The sequence below is a fragment of the Ferrovibrio sp. genome (assembly GCF_019636075.1).
Lineage (GTDB): Bacteria > Pseudomonadota > Alphaproteobacteria > Ferrovibrionales > Ferrovibrionaceae > Ferrovibrio.
On the sequence record NZ_JAHBYG010000009.1, the window covers coordinates 70,714 to 88,160 of the forward strand.

General features: G+C 62.3%; 16 protein-coding genes. 5 read left to right on the forward strand and 11 right to left on the reverse strand.

Translation table 11 applies throughout. From position 1 onward, the window contains the following. Nucleotides 1-26: 26 nt before the first annotated feature. The 5 genes from KF827_RS06260 to KF827_RS06280 all read right to left on the reverse strand — a co-directional run bounded on the left by KF827_RS06260 (nucleotide 27) and on the right by KF827_RS06280 (nucleotide 4,909). Nucleotides 27-389, reverse strand: coding sequence for a flagellar biosynthesis regulator FlaF (locus tag KF827_RS06260; protein ID WP_291002011.1), 363 nt, complete (start codon nucleotides 387-389; stop codon nucleotides 27-29). Continuing rightward, on the reverse strand, nucleotides 346-762 hold the full coding sequence (locus KF827_RS06265) for a flagellar biosynthesis repressor FlbT (RefSeq protein ID WP_291002014.1): 417 nt from the start codon (nucleotides 760-762) through the stop codon (nucleotides 346-348). Before KF827_RS06265 ends, KF827_RS06260 begins: the two co-directional genes overlap by 44 nt. A gap of 222 nt (nucleotides 763-984) precedes the next feature. Next, nucleotides 985-1,806, reverse strand: a complete 822-nt coding sequence (locus KF827_RS06270) for a flagellin (RefSeq protein ID WP_291002016.1) — start codon at nucleotides 1,804-1,806, stop codon at nucleotides 985-987. 135 nt (nucleotides 1,807-1,941) lie between these two features. Beyond that, entirely contained in the window at nucleotides 1,942-3,465 is a 1,524-nt protein-coding gene (locus tag KF827_RS06275; protein ID WP_291002017.1) for a tetratricopeptide repeat protein, read from the reverse strand. Then, nucleotides 3,458-4,909 carry a tetratricopeptide repeat protein gene (locus tag KF827_RS06280; RefSeq protein WP_291002020.1) on the reverse strand — a complete coding sequence of 484 codons (1,452 nt, stop codon included), beginning with the start codon at nucleotides 4,907-4,909 and terminating at the stop codon, nucleotides 3,458-3,460. The genes KF827_RS06275 and KF827_RS06280 overlap by 8 nt, the downstream gene beginning before the upstream one ends. A 68-nt stretch (nucleotides 4,910-4,977) precedes the next feature. Here KF827_RS06280 and KF827_RS06285 point away from each other — a divergent pair, with 68 nt between their 5' ends. The 3 genes from KF827_RS06285 (at nucleotide 4,978) to moaA (ending at nucleotide 10,204) form a co-directional block, all read left to right on the forward strand. After that, complete coding sequence (locus KF827_RS06285) at nucleotides 4,978-6,408, forward strand: oligosaccharide flippase family protein (RefSeq protein WP_291002023.1); 1,431 nt, start codon at nucleotides 4,978-4,980, stop codon at nucleotides 6,406-6,408. Between the two features lie 24 nt (nucleotides 6,409-6,432). Beyond that, nucleotides 6,433-9,093, forward strand: coding sequence for a bifunctional acetate--CoA ligase family protein/GNAT family N-acetyltransferase (locus KF827_RS06290; RefSeq protein WP_291002025.1), 2,661 nt, complete (start codon nucleotides 6,433-6,435; stop codon nucleotides 9,091-9,093). A gap of 121 nt (nucleotides 9,094-9,214) precedes the next feature. Next, nucleotides 9,215-10,204, forward strand: coding sequence for a GTP 3',8-cyclase MoaA (moaA, locus tag KF827_RS06295; RefSeq protein ID WP_291002028.1), 990 nt, complete (start codon nucleotides 9,215-9,217; stop codon nucleotides 10,202-10,204). A 44-nt stretch (nucleotides 10,205-10,248) separates the two neighbouring features. On the opposite strand, the gene KF827_RS06300 is transcribed toward moaA, so the two are convergent. Then, complete coding sequence (locus tag KF827_RS06300; protein WP_291002031.1) at nucleotides 10,249-10,761, reverse strand: molybdopterin-guanine dinucleotide biosynthesis protein A; 513 nt, start codon at nucleotides 10,759-10,761, stop codon at nucleotides 10,249-10,251. 135 nt (nucleotides 10,762-10,896) lie between these two features. On the opposite strand from KF827_RS06300, the gene KF827_RS06305 reads away from it, so the two are divergent. Beyond that, nucleotides 10,897-11,667, forward strand: coding sequence for an NAD kinase (locus KF827_RS06305; RefSeq protein ID WP_291002034.1), 771 nt, complete (start codon nucleotides 10,897-10,899; stop codon nucleotides 11,665-11,667). Here KF827_RS06305 and cutA read toward each other — a convergent pair. The 4 genes from cutA to KF827_RS06325 are packed head-to-tail and all read right to left on the reverse strand — an operon-like array spanning nucleotide 11,657 to nucleotide 15,512. Beyond that, complete coding sequence (cutA, locus tag KF827_RS06310; protein WP_291002040.1) at nucleotides 11,657-11,986, reverse strand: divalent-cation tolerance protein CutA; 330 nt, start codon at nucleotides 11,984-11,986, stop codon at nucleotides 11,657-11,659. The genes KF827_RS06305 and cutA overlap by 11 nt on opposite strands. Further along, nucleotides 11,983-13,005 (reverse strand): COX15/CtaA family protein, encoded by a 1,023-nt coding sequence (locus KF827_RS06315; protein ID WP_291002043.1) that lies wholly within the window; start codon nucleotides 13,003-13,005, stop codon nucleotides 11,983-11,985. Before KF827_RS06315 ends, cutA begins: the two co-directional genes overlap by 4 nt. Before the next feature lie 50 nt (nucleotides 13,006-13,055). Further along, nucleotides 13,056-14,672, reverse strand: coding sequence for an AMP-binding protein (locus KF827_RS06320; protein WP_291002046.1), 1,617 nt, complete (start codon nucleotides 14,670-14,672; stop codon nucleotides 13,056-13,058). Nucleotides 14,673-14,696: 24 nt separating this feature from the next. Then, nucleotides 14,697-15,512 (reverse strand): undecaprenyl-diphosphate phosphatase, encoded by an 816-nt coding sequence (locus KF827_RS06325; protein WP_291002049.1) that lies wholly within the window; start codon nucleotides 15,510-15,512, stop codon nucleotides 14,697-14,699. A gap of 209 nt (nucleotides 15,513-15,721) precedes the next feature. On the opposite strand from KF827_RS06325, the gene KF827_RS06330 reads away from it, so the two are divergent. Beyond that, nucleotides 15,722-16,156, forward strand: a complete 435-nt coding sequence (locus KF827_RS06330; RefSeq protein WP_291002052.1) for a hypothetical protein — start codon at nucleotides 15,722-15,724, stop codon at nucleotides 16,154-16,156. On the opposite strand, the gene thrS is transcribed toward KF827_RS06330, so the two are convergent. Beyond that, nucleotides 16,153-17,370, reverse strand: a complete 1,218-nt coding sequence (gene thrS / locus KF827_RS06335; RefSeq protein ID WP_291002055.1) for a threonine--tRNA ligase — start codon at nucleotides 17,368-17,370, stop codon at nucleotides 16,153-16,155. The genes KF827_RS06330 and thrS overlap by 4 nt on opposite strands. Nucleotides 17,371-17,447 lie beyond the last annotated feature (77 nt).

A 17,447-nucleotide genomic window follows, 5' to 3' on the forward strand; every position in this document is an offset into this window, starting at 1 on the left:
GGAATGCGGCGGCAGCGGCGCCGTCGTCACTTCAGGCCATCCATGATGTTGCGGTTGACGGTGATCAACGGCTCGATATCGGTGGATTCACCCCGGGTGATTTCCTGGGTCCGCTTGTTGACGAACAGGCAGATATTGACCAGCGAAACCTTTACGTCCTTGCTCAACGCATTGGCCTCGTCCAACACCTCGGGCATCAGGTGGTTCCACACATCGCGGTTCCAGCCGATGGCATAGGCGATCTTGGCCACATCGCCAGGGGTTTTGCTCTGCATCAGCGGACGGATTTCCATCAGAGCGCGGGTGACAGAAGAAAACAGCCGGTATTCCAGCTGGCGCGGCGTCTCAAGAACGTTCTGCGCCTTTAGGTACGGATTTATTCCCGACATCGAGCAACCTCCTCTCAACTTCGATCAGGCGCCTGGCGTGTTTGAGCAGCCGGAAGAAATCCTGCTGCGCCAGCGCCGAACCGATGCTGCCTATCAGACCATTGGTACTCGGAGCGGCCTTAACGAACTCCAAACAGGCATCCTTGATCTTGGGGTAATACTCGTCGAATTTTTCTTCCCAGAGATATGTCAGCTGGCACATATAATAGATAACTTTTGCGGGCGTGTCGGCATCTTCCTCGCGCATGATATGCTTTTCACGCAGGAAGGAAGCCTTATTCTCGATGATGATGCTGGCCGGTTTGGACAGGCTGAGCACAGCCCGGTTCAGGATGAACTTCTCTCCGGCTTTCAAAGTGATGATCAGCGGCACGGATAACCTCCAGGGCCGGCGCGCAACTGCCCGGCCCCGCCCCTTCTGCTATGGAATCGACCCCGCGCGACAAGCCGCGCGCTCGTCGGAACGCTAAAGGGCCGCGCCGAAAAAAGCAAAGGGGGGTTAACGGAAGAAACAGCCAAGACAAAAAGAAAGGGGGCCGAAGCCCCCTTTCCACCCGGTCGGAACCGGAAAATACTGGCTTGATCAGCCGCCGGATTAACGGAACAGGCTGAGCAGGGTGTTCGGCTGCTGGTTGGCGATCGACAGCGCCTGCACGCCCAGCTGCTGACGGACCTGCAGCGACTGCAGGGCAGCGGATTCGGCAGCCACGTCGGCGTCCACCAGGGCGCCAAGGCCGGTCTTGGTGGCGTCCACCAGGTCGTTCACGAAGCTACGCTGCAGCGAGAGCGAACGGCTCTGAGCGGCAACCTGCGCAGAAATCGAGTTCACGAAACCTTCGAAGGTGGTGAGGGCACCCATCGCGGTGCTGTAGTCGGCGGCAGCGGTGAAGGCGCCGATGGCGTCCGACAGAGCGGTGACCGAGGTCAGCAGGTTGGTGCCGGTCTGCAGGGTCAACGAGGAACCCGACACGTCCGACACGAAGGAAATCGTGGCAGCCGAATTCAGCAGGTTCTTGCCGTTGTAGGTCGCCTGGTTGATGAAGTTGTTGATCTGACCGATCAGCTGGTAGGCGTCGTTCTGGTAGGTGGTGCGCTGAGCGGAGGTCAGCGAGCCGTCGGCCAGGTTGGCGAACTTCGCCTTAACGTCGGCCACCAGGTTGGAAATGCCGGTCAACGCGGCAGCGGTAACCTGACCCAGGCCTTCACCAGCAGCCAGCGAGGACTGCACGGAGGCGTAAGCCTTGATGTTGCCGCGGATGCCCTGGGCCACCGCGAAGACGGCAGCATCGTCAGAAGCATCGGCCACACGGAAGCCGGTCTGAATGCGCTTGGAGGTCTTGTCGAGCTCGGAGTTGGTAACGCGCAGAGAAGAGAGCGCGACGAGAGCACCGACGTTGGTATTTACGGAATTGGCCATGACTTAGTCTCCTGTTCTAGGATGGTAGAAAACTTCCTTTTGGAAGTCTCAAAAGTGTTAGCAGAGCCCGCCCAAGCCCGTCAAGACTAATTTTGGCGTATTTCCAAATAATAACAGACTATATAAATCAATGGGTTAAGAGTGGATTTCAACTTTAAGAAAAGATGCAATGTCATTTATTACATCTTCCCATATATTGCTGCGATGCTGGCGCCAGAGCCGGACGCTGCCATACCAAGGCGATTGCGTGCCTTCGCGTGGCCAATACCACAGCCGCCCCCGCCCTTTCGGCAAAAGCAGATGGCAGGGCAGCCCCAATCCCGCCGCAACATGCACGCCGGTATTGCTGACCGACACGATGCCATCCAGCGCGGCCAGCTGCGCCGCCTGACCATCGATATCCTGCAAACCATCCACGGTCAGCGCGGTATTGAGCGGCAAGCCGGAGGCCGCCACTTCATCGCGCGGATCGCCGTATTGCACGCTCAGCCACGCAATACCGGACAGAGCGAAAAGCGGTGCCAGCTTGGCCAGCGGAATGCTCTTGGCATCGGCCAACTGCAAATTGCCGCTGCGCCAGGCCAGGCCGTAAACCCGTTTGCCCGGGCCCGCCATCGCCGCGTGGCGCGCACGGAATTCAGCCACGCGTGCCGGATCGGCGCGCAAATAGGCCCCGGCCTGTCGGCCTGCGGGAAAATCCGTAGCCGTTCGGCGCAGAAAGCGGCCCAGGCTGCCAAACGGGCATTGTAGATCGGCATCGGTTTTCTGATTGCGCTCGATCACCTGCAGATCGGGCAGGTCGGCCAGGCTACGCGCCAGCAGCGGCACCAGGCGATCCGACACCGCAATACTGACGCGGCACGCGCCCGCAGCCCGCACATGCGCCACCGCATCGCGCAACATCGTGCCATGCAGAATCTGATCGCCGATGCCCTGCTCGCCCCAGAGCAGCAGGTGGCGCCCCGGTTGCGGCGATCCATCCCAGCGCGGCAAACCCGCGCTCCAATCGCGTTCGTCGTACACGCCGCTGCGCCAGCGCGATTCATACAGATCCCAGCCGGCGCCATACGCGCCGCGCGCCAGTTGATATAGCGCGTAATTCATCGGCAACACGCGATCCTGCGGGGCCAATTGCGCGGCCTGTCGGAAGAGCGGCTCGGCCGCAGCCATGTCGCCCTCTTCCCATTCCAGCAATGCAAGATTCTTCAGCGCATCGGCATAGCGCGGCTGCAAGCGCAAAGCCTGCTGCAGCAACTGGCGCGCCTCTTCCGTCTCGCCACGCAGACGCAGAATATTGCCGAGATTGTAAAGCGTACCCGGCCGCTGCGGTTCCAGCCGCAGCGCTTCGCGATAGGCCATGGCGGCGCCCTCGCCGTCTTTTGCCGCCAGCAGGGCATTGCCAAGATTATCGTGAAAATCGGCCCGGCTGCCATCGATGGCGATGGCTTGGCGGATCATCGCCACGGCGGCTTCGGCATCGCCGCCCTGTTCCAGCGCCACACCCAACAGATGCAGCGCATCGACTTGCCGCGGCTGCTGAGCAAGCACGGCCCGGTAGCCCGCCATAGCGGCCGTGATGTTACCGGTCTGATGCTGGGCCAAGGCCTGGTGCAGCAGACCAGCGATATCAGCCCCCGGATCACTGCCCGGATCAGTCATTGCTCAACTCCCGCGCCAGGGCCGCAATGCTGCCCGACCAATCGCCATCCTGCTGCTGATACCAGAAGCGTGGCGCGGCATACCAGTCGCAACTGCGGCCCGGCCTGGGCCAATACCAGAAACGCCCACGGCCACGCGGCAGCAGCACATGGCAGCGCAACCCGATGCTCGCGGCCAGATGCACGCCGGTATTGCTCACCGACACCATGCCGTCCAGCGCGGCGAATTGCGCGGCCTGGGCATCGATATCGCTTAAGCCATCCACGCTTTCGATCTGCAAGGGTAAACCCGATGCGGCGATTTCCGCACCCACATCGCCGTATTGCACGCTCAGCCAGGCAATATCGGGGATGGCAAAAAGCGGTGCCAATTGCGTCAACGGAATGCTCTTGGCATCGCCCAATTGCGGATTGCCGCTGCGCCAGGACAGGCCATATAGCTTGCGCCCGCCGGCCATCCCTGCGTGCCGCGCACAGAAGGCCGCCACCTGCGCCGGATCGGGGCGCAAATAGATGCCATCATTGAAATTGCCGGCTTGCCGGCGCACCAATCCGCCCAAGCTGGCAAAGGGACATTGCAGATCGGCCGCCACCGCTTGCCCGCGCACCACCACCTGCGCACCGGTATCGGCCAGGCTGCGCGCCAGCAAGGGCACCAGGCGGTCGGTCACCGCAATCGTCACCGTGCCATTTGCGAGCCGGATCGCATCGCGCAGCATCGTAGCATGCAAAATCTGGTCGCCGATGCCCTGCTCGCCCCACAGCAGCAGGCGCCTGCCGTTCAGCGCTTCGCCATTCCAGCGCGGCAAACCCTGGCCGGCATCGGTTTCGCTGTATACGCCGCTGGCCCAGCGCGCTTCATACAAATCCCAGCCCCGCGCGTAATCGCCCAACGACAGCCGGAAGATTCCATGATCCATCCGCGCTTCGGCAAAATCCGGCGCGATGCCTTCCAACTCTGTAAAGCGCGCTTCGGCTTCTTCAAGCAGCCCGGCATTGGCCAGTGCGAAAGCGAGGTTCTTCAAAATTTCCGGCGCAGCGGGCCGAACAGCAAGCGCCTGACGATAAAAGCCGATCGCCTCGTCGGCACGATCCTGGGCCTGACGGATGGCGCCAAGACCGTTGAAAGCCACGGCCTCATCGGGCTTGAAGCGCAGCACCTGGCCATAAGCCGCCTCGGCACCGGCCAGGTTGCCCAATGCCATGCAAGCCGCCCCCATCAGGGCCCAGCCGCGAATACTGTCTGGATGCTGCTGCAGCATCGGCGCCAGCACCATGGCAGCCCCGGCCGCATCCCCCCGTGCCAGCAGCAATTCGGCCAGCGGCAAGGAAGCGGCCTTGTGGCCTGGACGCAGCGCCAAGGCCGCACGATAGCCTGCGGCATCGCCAGATGCCCTTGCCGCCAGCACCAATGCCTCGAATTGATCCGCGCCCAAACCGCTCATGGCCTGCCAAATAGGGTAAACTGATTAAAGCTTAGGTAAGATTGCCGCCGGGTAACAGAGTCGCCGCTATGGATAATACCAGCCAAATGCTTTCAACGCCGGGCGAGTATATGCGCGCCCTGCGCCGGGATTATGGCGGCTATCTGATTTCCACCGGCCTGCTGGCCATGGGCAACCTGGCCCTGCTGCCGGTGATCACCGGCTATCTCACGCCCGCCGAAATCGGGCTTTACAGCCTGGTGGAAGCCGGCACCAATCTGGGCGTCACCCTCAGCCTGCTGGGGTTGAAGTTCGCCTATCTCTATCACCACGCCCATACCGAAGCGGCGGAGCGCCCGCATTTGCTGGGAACCGTTGTGGCGATTTCAAGCGCTAGCGCATTGCTCACCGGCTCGTTGCTCGGGCTGCTATTCGGCAGCCACAGCCTGATGGCGCTGTTTGACTCCACTGCCCTGCCGATGCCCTGGCTGCTGCCGCTGTTGATGCTGTGCGGCTCATGGCAGACCATGCTGCATACCCAGCGCCGGGCCGAACGCCGCGTGGCCCTGGCCGGCTGCATCGCCGTACTGCAACTTGCCGTGTGGCTGGCAGCCAGCAGCTATCTGGTGATCGCGCTGGATGCCGGACTGCCGGGATTGTTCGGCGGACAGATCATCGGGCAATGCGCCGCCTGCCTGCTGGCCTTTCTGGTGCGGCCGATGCCGCGTTTTGCTTTCGATCCCACGCGCATCCGCGCGCTGGTGCGCTATGGCGTGCCGCTGATGCTGGGCCTGTTGCTGCGCTACAGCCTGGATAGCATGGCGCGCTTCATGCTGGCAGCCTGGGCAGGCATCGCGCTGGCCGGCGATTATCTGATCGCCATGCGGGTGGCCACCTTGTTTGAAGGTCTGCTGGCGTTGCCGTTTTTCACCGCCTGGGGCGGGCTGGTGCATCATGCCTTGAAACAGCCGCGCGCGGGCGAAATTCTCAGCCGGGTGAGCGATGCTGCCTTGGCCGCCAGCACGCTGCTGGTGCTGCTCTCGCTCTGTCTGCAGCCTTGGTTGTTTGAATGGCTGGCTCGCGATCCACGCCCGGATCTTGCCGCCTTGTTCGGTATGATCCTGCTGTCGAAGGCAATCTTCGTGGTGAAGTCGCCGCTAGGCGGCGGCCTGCTGCGCACCGGACGCACCGGCTGGTCGGTGCATAACAACCTGCTGGCTCTTGCAGTATTCCTGCCGTTGGCCTGGCCGATGATCACCTATGGTGGCGCCACTGGCGGTGCAGCGGCCATCGTGATCGCCACATTGATCGCCCTGCTGCGGCAAGCCGCCGAATCCCAACATCATTGCCGGCAGCAGCCGCACCGCGCCGCCATTCTTGCTGCCCTCATTGGCCTTGCATTGCCATTTGCCATGGCCGCCGGGTTGCCCGCACAGCCTGGCGCCTGGGCAGGACTGATCGTCGCAGGCATCATATTGTTGCGATTGCGGGGTCATCATACCGCCACGAATCCGCTATAATGCGACGTTGAAGGCGGTGACAGCATGACCATACGCAATCTCGACAAACTATTGGGCCCGAAATCCGTTGCCGTGATCGGCGCCACCGAAACACCTGAGAAGGTGGGCAATGTAGTGCTGGCCAATATCATTGAGGCCGGCTTTTCCGGTCCGATCTGGCCGGTGAATCCGAAATACACCATGCTGCGCGGCCTAGCCTGCTATGCCGATATCGCCGCGCTGCCTGCGGCTCCGGATCTGGCCGTGGTATGCGTGCCGCCCGATGCCGTGCCGCAAACCATTGCCGCTCTTGGCGCCAAGGGCGGCAAGGCTGCCGTGGTGCTCACTGCCGGGCTGGGCGAAAACAAGCAGAAAATGCTGGATGCCGCCAAGCCGCATCTGCTGCGCATCCTGGGCCCCAATTGCGTGGGCCAGCAGGAACCCGGCATCAAGTTGAATGCCAGCTTCGCCCATGCATCCGCCGAAGCCGGGCAGCTTGCCTTCGTCAGCCAATCCGGCGCGCTCTGCACCATCGTGCTGGATTGGGCGCGCGAACGCGGAGTGGGCTTCAGCCACTTCATCTCGCTGGGCGATTCCGCCGACGTGGATTTCGGAGACATGCTGGATTACCTGGCGTCCTGCCAGCAGACCCGCGCCATCCTGCTTTATATCGAAAGCGTGCAGCATGCCCGCAAGTTCATGTCTGCCGCCCGCGCTGCGGCGCGCAACAAGCCGATCATTGCGGTGAAATCCGGCCGCAATGCCCGCGCAGCCCAGGCCGCCGCCTCGCATACCGGCGCGCTGGCCGGCGGCGACGATGTGTATTCGGCTGCCCTGCGCCGCGCCGGCATCCTGCGCGTGGATGGCGTTGAGGAATTGTTTGCCGCGGTGGAAACCCTGGCCCGCATGCGCCGCCTGCCGGGCGAGCGGTTGGCCATTCTCACCAATGGCGGCGGCCCCGGCGTGATGGCGGTAGACAAGCTGGTGCAATATGGCGGCACCCTGGCCGATCTTTCACCCGCCACCATGGATGCGCTGAATGCCGTGCTGCCGGCCACCTGGTCGCATGGCAACCCGGTGGATATCATCGGCGATGCTCCCGCCGAACGCTATGGCAAGGCGCTGGAGATTCTGCTGCGCGACGACGGCATCGACGCCGTGCTGGTGATGCATGCGCCAACCGCCATCGTGCCGTCGCTGCAACCTGCTTTGCAGGTGATCGCGGCCGCCACCAAGAGCGAAAAGAACGTACTTACCTGCTGGTCCGGCGGGCCGGCCGTGGAAGCCGCACGGCAGGCTTTCATCGCCGCCAAGCTGCCTTCCTATGAAACCCCGGATGCCGCCGTGCGCGCCTTCTCGCATATGGTGGATTTCCAGCGCAACCAGGTCAACCTGATGCAAATCCCCGACGAAATGCCGGAGGATTTCACACCCGACCTGGCGGCTGCCCGGGCAGTGATCGAACCGGCCATGCAGGAAGGCCGCACGATGCTGAACGAGATCGAAGGCAAACGCCTGCTCTCAGCCTATGGCATCCCCACTGTGCGCACCGAACTTGCCACCAGCCCCGAGGAAGCCAAGACGGTGGCGCGCCAGATCGGCTTTCCTGTGGCGCTGAAAATCTTCTCGCCGGATATCTCGCACAAATCCGATGTGGGCGGGGTGGCGCTGAACCTGGAAGACGAAGCCGCCGTGCAGCAGGCCGCCAAGACCATGCAGGCGCGCGTGCAGCGACTGCGTCCCAACGCACATATCATCGGTTTCACCGTGCAGCAGATGCTGCGGCGCGGCAACGCCCATGAACTGATCGTGGGCACGCTGACCGATCCGATCTTCGGCCCTGCCATCATGTTCGGCCATGGCGGCGTAGGCGTGGAAGTGATCGGCGACCGCGCGGTGGCCATGCCGCCCTTGAACATGCACCTGGCCAACGACCTGATCGACCACACCAAGGTGAGCAAGCTTCTGTTCGGCTATCGCGATTTCCCGGTGGTGGACCGGCCGCAACTGGCCGCCCTGCTGGTGCGGGTATCGCAGATGATTGCCGATCATGCCGAGGTGAAGGAACTGGATATCAACCCGCTTTATGCCGATGCCCAGGGCCTGGTGGCGCTAGATGCGCGCGTGGTGCTGGCGCCCAGCAAACTGCATGGGCCGGATCACCTGGCGATCCGCCCCTATCCCAGCGGCCTGGAAGAATGGGTGACGCTGCAGAATGGCGAGCGCCTGCTGCTGCGGCCGATCCGGCCCGAGGATGAACCGGCGCATCAGGATTTCCTCAAGCATGTCTCGCCGGAGGATTTCCGGTTGCGTTTCTTCTCTCCCATGCGCAGCCTCGCGCATCGCGAGATGGCACGCTTTACCCAGATCGACTACGAACGCGAAATGGCCTTCATCGCCACGCGATTGCGCCCCGATGGCACGCCGGAAACCCTGGGCGTGGTGCGCGGCGTGACCGACCCGGACAACCAGCATTCGGAATTCGCGGTGCTGGTGCGCAGCGATCTGAAAGGCCATGGCCTGGGCGATTTCCTGATGCGTAAGATCATCGCCTATTGCCGCCAGCGCGGCACCGCCTATCTGGGCGGCGATATCCTGCGCGAGAATATGGCAATGCGGAATCTGGCAGCCGAACTGGGCTTCCAGGTGGTGGGCGGTTTCGAAAACGATTCCATCTCGGTCCGGTTGAAATTGCAGCCGGATTGAGCCCAACCGCACCGGCTTGGGGTGTCTCAGCCGGCCGGGGCTTGCCCCCCCGGTACCACCCCACTATGTATTGGGGTGCCGTTTCAGGCGCCTGAATGCAGAGTGAGACAGCCCCTTTCCCATGCTCGATCCGTTCGGCCGGTCCATATCCTACCTGCGCGTGTCGGTCACTGACCGATGCGACTTCCGCTGTGTGTATTGCATGGCGGAGGACATGACCTTCCTGCCGAAATCGGAAGTGCTGAGCCTGGAGGAGATGGACCGCCTCTGTGGCGCCTTCATCCGCAAGGGCGTGAAAAAAATCCGCCTCACCGGCGGTGAACCGCTGGTACGCGGCGGCATCATGACCCTGATCAACAGCCTGGGTGCGCGGATCGGCGCGGACGGGCTGGAAGAGCTCACCCTCACCACCAATGGCAGCCAGTTGGAGAAATATGCCGCGCAGCTTCATGCTGCCGGCGTGCGGCGCATCAATGTATCGCTGGACAGCCTGGAGCCGGAAAAATTCACCAGCCTCACCCGCTGGGGCAAGCTGGAAAAGGTTCTGGCCGGCTTGCGCGCTGCCAAGGCGGCGGGGCTGGCGATCAAGATCAACACGGTTGCCCTGCGCGGCGTAAACGATATGGAATTCGATCGCCTGATCGCCTGGTGCGGCGAGGAAGGCTTCGATCTGGTGCTGATCGAAGTGATGCCGATGGGCGATATCGGCCCGCAGCGCGTGGATCAGTATCTGCCGCTATCCCTGGCGCGCACCGCCATCCAGCGCACATGGACTCTGGACGATACCGATTATCGCACCGGCGGCCCGGCCCGCTATTACACCGTGCGCGAGACCGGTCGCCGGCTCGGCTTCATCACGCCGATGACCCACAATTTCTGCGAAAGCTGCAACCGCGTGCGGCTGACCTGCACCGGCCAGCTTTACATGTGCCTGGGCCAGGAAGACAGCGCCGATCTGCGCGCACCGATCCGGGCATCGGAAAGCGATGCCCAGCTCGATGCCGCCATCATCGAGGCCATCGCACGCAAGCCCAAGGGCCATGATTTTGTGATCGACCGGCGCGGCCCGAATGTTTCAGTACCGCGCCATATGAGCGTGACCGGCGGTTGATTCCTGGCGGCTTGTACCTCAGGGCCGCCCTATCAGCGCCAAGCCTATTCTATTTCAATCCTGTGTGCGAAACCGATGCCATCCGAGATGGTGAGCTGGGTATAGCCGAGCAGCTTTGCGAGATCGAGGAAGGTGAACAGATCTTCCACGGCATATTCGCGCAGCAACTGACTGGTACGGGCCACGGCGGTAAGCTGGGCCAACAATGCCCGGGCCTGATAGATGCCCTCGAAGCCGTCGGCGCCCATAGCCACGATGATCAGCTTTTCGGCCTCCGCCCCCTTGGCGAAGATCGCGAAATTCGGCGGATAGGGCCGCCCCATCTGCTGGTGCGTGAGGCCAGTTACAAAGGCCAGCCGGGTTTCGCGGGTGGCGTTCGGCATCGCCGTGGCCCGGGCCTTGTAAACCTCTTCCGAGGTCAGCGGCGGGTAGTAATACCCGATATGGCGTTCGCCGCCTTCGCCGTCCTGCGCCATCGCCGGCGCCCCGACCTGGGCGAGCCCAACCAGCACCAAAGCAGCCAGCACTGCCCCCTGTAACACCCCACGAAATAGCATTTTCAACACCCCCTGTATCAGGGCCCCTGCAGCCCCTGGCCGGGCTGACTTGCCCGCGCGGAAAAGTTATACTGCATTTCCGGCCGCTTGCGAGCCGGCGTTTTAGGATTCCAATGCCGGGAACGGAACACGGGTATGCGCACATTCGAAAAGATCGCCTTCGTGGCTGCGCGCGGCAGCCAGGCCGGGGCGGCCCGCGACCAGTTGGTGGCGCGCTATGGCAATTGCAAACCCGAGGAAGCCGAGGTGATCGTGGCGCTGGGCGGCGATGGCCTGATGCTGCAAACCCTGCACCGGCACATGACCCGCGGCCTGCCGATCTATGGCATGAACCAGGGCAGTGTCGGCTTCCTGATGAACGAATATGCCGAGGATGACCTGCCGGCCCGCTTGGCGGCCGCCCAGCCTTCCACCTTGAATCCGCTGCGCATGAAGGTGCAAAGCGAATCCGGCGGAGAACGCGAAGGCCTAGCGATCAACGAAGTATCGCTGCTGCGCCAGACTAGGCAGGCCGCCAAGCTGCGCATATCCGTGGATGGCCGCGTGCGGGTGGACGAACTGATCTGCGATGGCGCGCTGGTTTCAACCCCGGCCGGCAGCACGGCCTATAATCTTTCGGCCCATGGCCCGATCCTGCCTCTCAGCGCCGGCGTGCTGGCCCTCACCCCGATCAGCGCCTTCCGGCCCCGGCGCTGGCGCGGCGCCCTGCTGCCGCGCAAGGCCCAAGTGCATATCGAGGTGCTGGACAATTTCAAACGCCCGGTGAGCGCCACAGCCGATGCCTATGAAGTGCGCGATGTGGTGGAAGTGGAAATAGCCGAAGCGATCGACATCAAACTGACGCTGCTGTTCGATCCCGGCCACGACCTGGAAGAACGCATCCTCACCGAGCAGTTTACGAATTAGTTTCGGCCAGCAGCCAATTCAGATATTCCGCATTGCCGCCTGCACCGATTGGCAGCGGGATCACGCAAGGCACACTGTAGGAATGCGCAGCCAGTACAGCTTTGGTGGCGGCTTCCACCAGACTGGCGCGGGTTTTCAGGATCAGCACGGTTTCGCTGCCGCGCTCCAGTTTGCCCTGCCACCAATACAGCGAGCGCATGCCCGGGATGATATTGGCACAGGCCGCCAGCCTTGCTGCCACCACGGCCTCGGCCACCTTGTCGGCCTCGGCATCCGAAGCGCAGGTGACATATAGCAGCGTGACGGCATCCTCGCTCACTGCGCGCTCTCCGCCGCACGGCGCGCCATGCCATGCCACAGCATGATACCGCCCATGAAAACCAACAGCGCGCCGGCCTGATGCAGCACGCCCATGATGATCGGCACATGCAGTAACAGGGTGATGATGCCAAGCGCCACTTGCAGCACAACGGTGGCCATCACCATATGCCGCCCGCCATTGCTGACCCGGCCCTTCTGGGTAAGCCAGACGACCAGCGCCAGCAGCAACACCAGATAGGCGATCATACGATGCTGAAACTGGATGGTGAGGGCATTCTCGAAGATATTGAGCCAGAGTGGCGATACCGTGGCCAAACCATCGGGGATGATCTGGCCATCCATCAGCGGCCAGGTGTTGTAGGCCAGGCCGGCATTCAGCCCGGCCACCAAACCGCCCGACAGGATTTGCACAAACACTAGCGCAACGAACAGGATGGCAATGCCCGCCCCTGCCGGGCTTTGCATGCGTGGCGCGCGGCGCAGCGATAAAGCGCCCCACAACAGATAGGCAAAGATCAGGAAAGCCAGCCCGAGATGGGCGGTGAGGCGGTAATGGCTCACATCGGGATGATCCACCAGGCCGCTTTTCACCATGAACCAGCCCATGGCGCCCTGCGAACCGCCCAGCAGCAGCATGGCAATCAGATGCCCATGCAGCCCGGCGGGAATTTTCCGCCGCAGCCAGAACCAGAGCAGTGGCAAAGCAAAGGCCAGGCCGATGACCCGCCCCAGCAGACGGTGGATATATTCCAGCCAGAAGATTTCCTTGAAACCCTCCAGCGTCATGCCGATATTGATTTTCTGGTATTCGGGGAATTGCTTGTATTTCTCGAATTCGGCAATCCAGGCCGCTTCGCTCAAAGGCGGCAGCCAGCCGGTGATCGGCTTCCATTCCACCATCGAAAGACCGGATTCGGTCAGCCTGGTCAGGCCGCCGATCACCACCATCAGGCCCACAAGCCCGGCCACGGCAAACAGCCAGCGTGCCAGGGGGCGCGTATCGATCACATCACGCATAAGCATTTCCCGGTTTATTGCGGCCGGGAGAATAGCCCGCCAAGCCGGGCTTAGCGACGCTTTCGTTGTCGCAGGTCGATACAGCCTGGGCGCTGCCTGGGATCCTCGCTATGCTTGAAAATCTGGGTCTTTTGCACTTTTTGGGTGCCGGTGGTGGGCAGCGCATCGAGAAACAGCAGCCAGCCCGGCGCCTTGTAATAAGCCAGCCGCTGGTTGCACCAATCGAACAGCGCTTCGGCAAGCGCGAGATCGGCGCCATGCCCCGGCATCGGCACGATGCAGGCCATCACTTCCTCTTCGCGCAATTCGTCCTTCACCGCCAGAACGGCCACCTGCGCCACGGCATCATGGGCCTGCAATACGGCCTCCACTTCGGCGGCAGCAATATTCTCGCCGGAGCGGCGGATGATGTTCTTCTTGCGATCGACGAAATACAGCATGCCGTCTTCCGCCATACGCACTGCATCGCCGGTATGGAACCAGCCGCCCTTCCAGGACTCATCGGTGGCGGCCTGGTTTTTCAGATAGCCGGAAAAGAATCCACGGCGCGGATCAGGACCGGCGCAGCGCACCAGCAATTCGCCTTCCTGGCCGCGCGGCACTTCGTTGCCATCAGCATCCACCACCTTGGCTTCCAGGTCTTTCATGGGGCGGCCGAAAGCGCGGGTATCGATCTGTCGCGGTTCCCAGGCATCGGCCAGGATGCGGCCGGTTTCGGTCATGCCCCAGACTTCGACCAACGGAAAGCCGAAACGCGTCTCGAAGGCCGCATGCAGTTGCGGCTCCACCCCGGCCCCCAGGCCAAAGCGCACGCAATGCGCGGTTTCTTCCGGCACGTTTGGCTGATTCAGCAGCAGCGGCGGCACCACGCCGAGATAATGAATGATGGTGGCACGCGTCTGCGCCACTTCGCGCCACCAGCGGGTGGGGCTGAAACGTTCGGGCAAGATGATGCAATTGGCGGTGAGGATGGCGCAGGTAACCGTGATGGCTTGATGGTTCATGTGAAACAGCGGCAGCGGATTGTAGAAACGATCCGTGCCGTGATGCACTTCCAACAGCCCGCCGAAATCGCGATACCAGGCACCGGCATTGAGATAATAATAATTGGTGAGGATGCAGCCCTTGGGCCGGCCGGTGGTGCCCGATGTGTAGAGCAGGCTGCATTCGGTGTCGTGGCCAATATTGCCGGTCAGCGCCGGATTTTGCGGACGCGGCAATTGCGCCGGCATGGCCATGGCATCCACCACCGGCAAGGGCTTGTCCGTGCGCTCGGCCGCCACGCGCTGCATGTCGGTCAGGCGATGGGGCAGCACCACGGCCAGATCGGCCTCGGAATGCTGCATCTGATAGAGCATTTCATCATGCCGATAATCGGGATTGATCGGCACGATGCCGCAGCCCAAGGCATTCAGCGCCAGATAATGCAGCAGGAATTCCGGCCGCATATCCAGCAGCAGGCCCACGCGGTGGCCCAGGCCATAGCCGGCTGCGGCGTAAACTGCGCGCAGGTCTTCCACGCGGCGGGCGGCCTGGGCATAGCTGAGTTCGCCGCCCTCGGGCTGCCAATCACGATCCGGCCGGGCCGGCAGGCAACAGAAAGCGTTATCGGGATACGCGGCTACGCTGGCGCTGAACGCCGCATAGACGCTCAAGGGTAATGTCATCCATTCCTCCCGGCTGATTATGCTTCAGCGCAGCAGGAGTATCACCAGCATGAGGCTGCCGAGCAAGATGCGATAATAGGCAAAAGGCACGAAGCCATGGCGATTGATTAAGGCGATCACGAAGCGCACCACCAGCAGCGCGCTGAAAAATGCGGCTAGGAAGCCCAGCGCAATCACGCCCAAACCTTCCAGGCTCAGGCCGCTCCAGTTCTTGTAAAGATCGTAAACCGTGGCCGCCAGCATGGTGGGAACGGCCAGGAAGAAACTGAATTCGGTAGCCGCCTCACGCCGCACGCCCAGCAGCCGTGCGCCCATGATGGTGGCGCCGGAGCGCGATACGCCGGGGATCATCGCCAGGCATTGGATGAAGCCGATCTTCAGGCTGAGGCTGAAGCGGAAATCATCCACGCTGGCAACCTCGCCTTCTCCCACATAGCGCTCGATGGCCAGGATGGCGAAGCCGCCCAGCACCAGGGCTACCGACACCACCCAGGGCCCGAACTGGGGGCTGAACAGCACACTCTTGATGAAGCCATGGGCAAAAAAACCGATCACCAGAGCCGGCAGAAAACCGAACAGCACATTCACGGTGAAGCGATTGGCGCGATCATCGCGGCCCAGGCCGGCCAGGGTATCCACCAGCCGGCGCCAATAGACCAGGCATATCGCCAGAATGGCACCCAGCTGAATGGCGATTTCGAACACCTTGCCGGGCGGCCCCTGAAAACCAAGCAGATCGACCAGCAGGATCAGATGACCCGTGGAGGAAACCGGGATGAACTCGGTCAGCCCCTCCACAATGCCCAGCAGCAGAGCTTGCAGATGTGTGATGTCGAACACGGCAAAAACCTCGGTTGTGCCCCATGAATGCCCGCCGATAAGCCCGGGCCGGGCCTTTGGCAGCCTAGCCTGATTCGGCCGCGGTCGTCGCCGTTCCGCCACCCAGGAAAGCGCTTCGAACGCAGCCAGGGAAACGGCCGCAAAATGCCCCCTCTTGCAGAGCGGGCAGCCTTTCTCTAAGACTTCCCGCGTAGGATGATGGAGTGGCCATGTTTGGCTTTTTGTTTGGAAAAAAGAAGAAATCGGCTTCGGGTCAATTGCTGATCCCGATGGTGCACGAGGTATCGGTCACGGCTATCGACAACAAGCCCGTGGTGATCGTGAAAGCGCCGTTTTCTGCCATCCAGACCGACGACACCACGCGCGTGGCGATGCGTTACTATCTGCGCACGTTTCCCAACATGACCCCGGTGATGCTGACTTTCGATCCGCTGGACCCGGAAAAGCGTGCCATCTTCATCGGTCCGCGCCAGTTCACCGAAGCGCTGCAAGCCCATCAGGTGGGCGATTTTCCCTTCACCCAGGTGCGGGTCGATGTGCCTTTCATTCCCTGGTTCTTCAAGGAAGAGCTGGAAAAGAAGGCCCAGGAGCAGGCCGAGGCCACCGCCAGCACCGAGGAAAAGCCCAAGGACAAAGAGGACTAACCGTCCCCTCCCGGTGTCCCCGCCGAACCCGGGCGGGCCAGCCGCGCCAGTTCCGCCAACGCGGCCTCCATATCCATAAATTTCGCCGAGCCATCCGCCTGCCGCCACGACACGCTGCCGGCTGCCGCCTCCTTGGGCCCTACCGCCAGCAGCACCGGAATTGCCGCGGCATGGGCCGCCGCCACCTTGTCGCCCAGCCGCCCCGGCCTAACATCGCACGCCACCCGTAGATTCAGATCGAGCAAACGCTCTGCCAGAGCGCGGGCATACCCATCGGCCGGCGCACCGATGCTGGCAACCATCACCTGCTCCGGCGCCAGCCAGAACGGCAGCCGGCCTTCGTAATGCTCCAGCAGCATGCCGATGAAACGCTCGAGGCTACCCAGCACGGCATGATGGATCAGTACCGGCCGGCGGCGCTGGTTGTCGGCATCCACGTATTCCGCATCTAGCCGTTCAGGCAGCACGAAATCCAGTTGCACAGTGCCGCATTGCCAATCGCGGCCACGGCCATCGATCAGGATGAAATCCAGCTTCGGCCCATAAAACGCGCCCTCGCCCGGCTGCACAACGCAATCCAGACCTGCCGCCTCTGCCGCCGCGCGCAATGATTCCTCGGCATGATCCCATAATGCATCGTCACCGACACGGCGTTCCGGCCGGGTGGAAAAGCCCACGCGGAAATTCGGAAAACCGAAATCGGCATAGATCTCGCGTAACATCCCGGCGAAGCGTGCCACCTCACCCACGATCTGCGCCTCGGTGCAGAAGATATGCGCATCATCCTGCACGAACGAACGGCCGCGCATCAGCCCCTGCAGAGCCCCCGACGGCTCGTTGCGATGGCAAGCGCCGAATTCGCAGAAACGCAAAGGTAATTCGCGGAATGAACGCACATGCTTACCGAATATCTGGATGTGGCATGGGCAGCTCATCGGTTTAAGCGCAAAGGGCCGATGGCCATCCTCCAGCACGAACATATTCTCGGCGAATTTCTCCCAATGCCCGCTGCGTTCCCACAGCGAACGCGCCAGCATCTGCGGGCTGCGCACCTCCTGAAAACCCGCACGCCGCATGCGGCGGCGGATATAATCCTCCACCGCGCGATACAGCGCAAAGCCGCGTGGATGCCAGAACACCATGCCCGGCGCTTCTTCCTGCTGATGGAAAAGCGCCAGGCGGCTACCGATATTGCGATGATCGTTGTGATCCATGGTGGGTCTCCGTTTGCATGAAAATGCCGGAACGCAGACCCTGGAAACGACCAAGGCCCCGACGTTTCCGGCGGGGC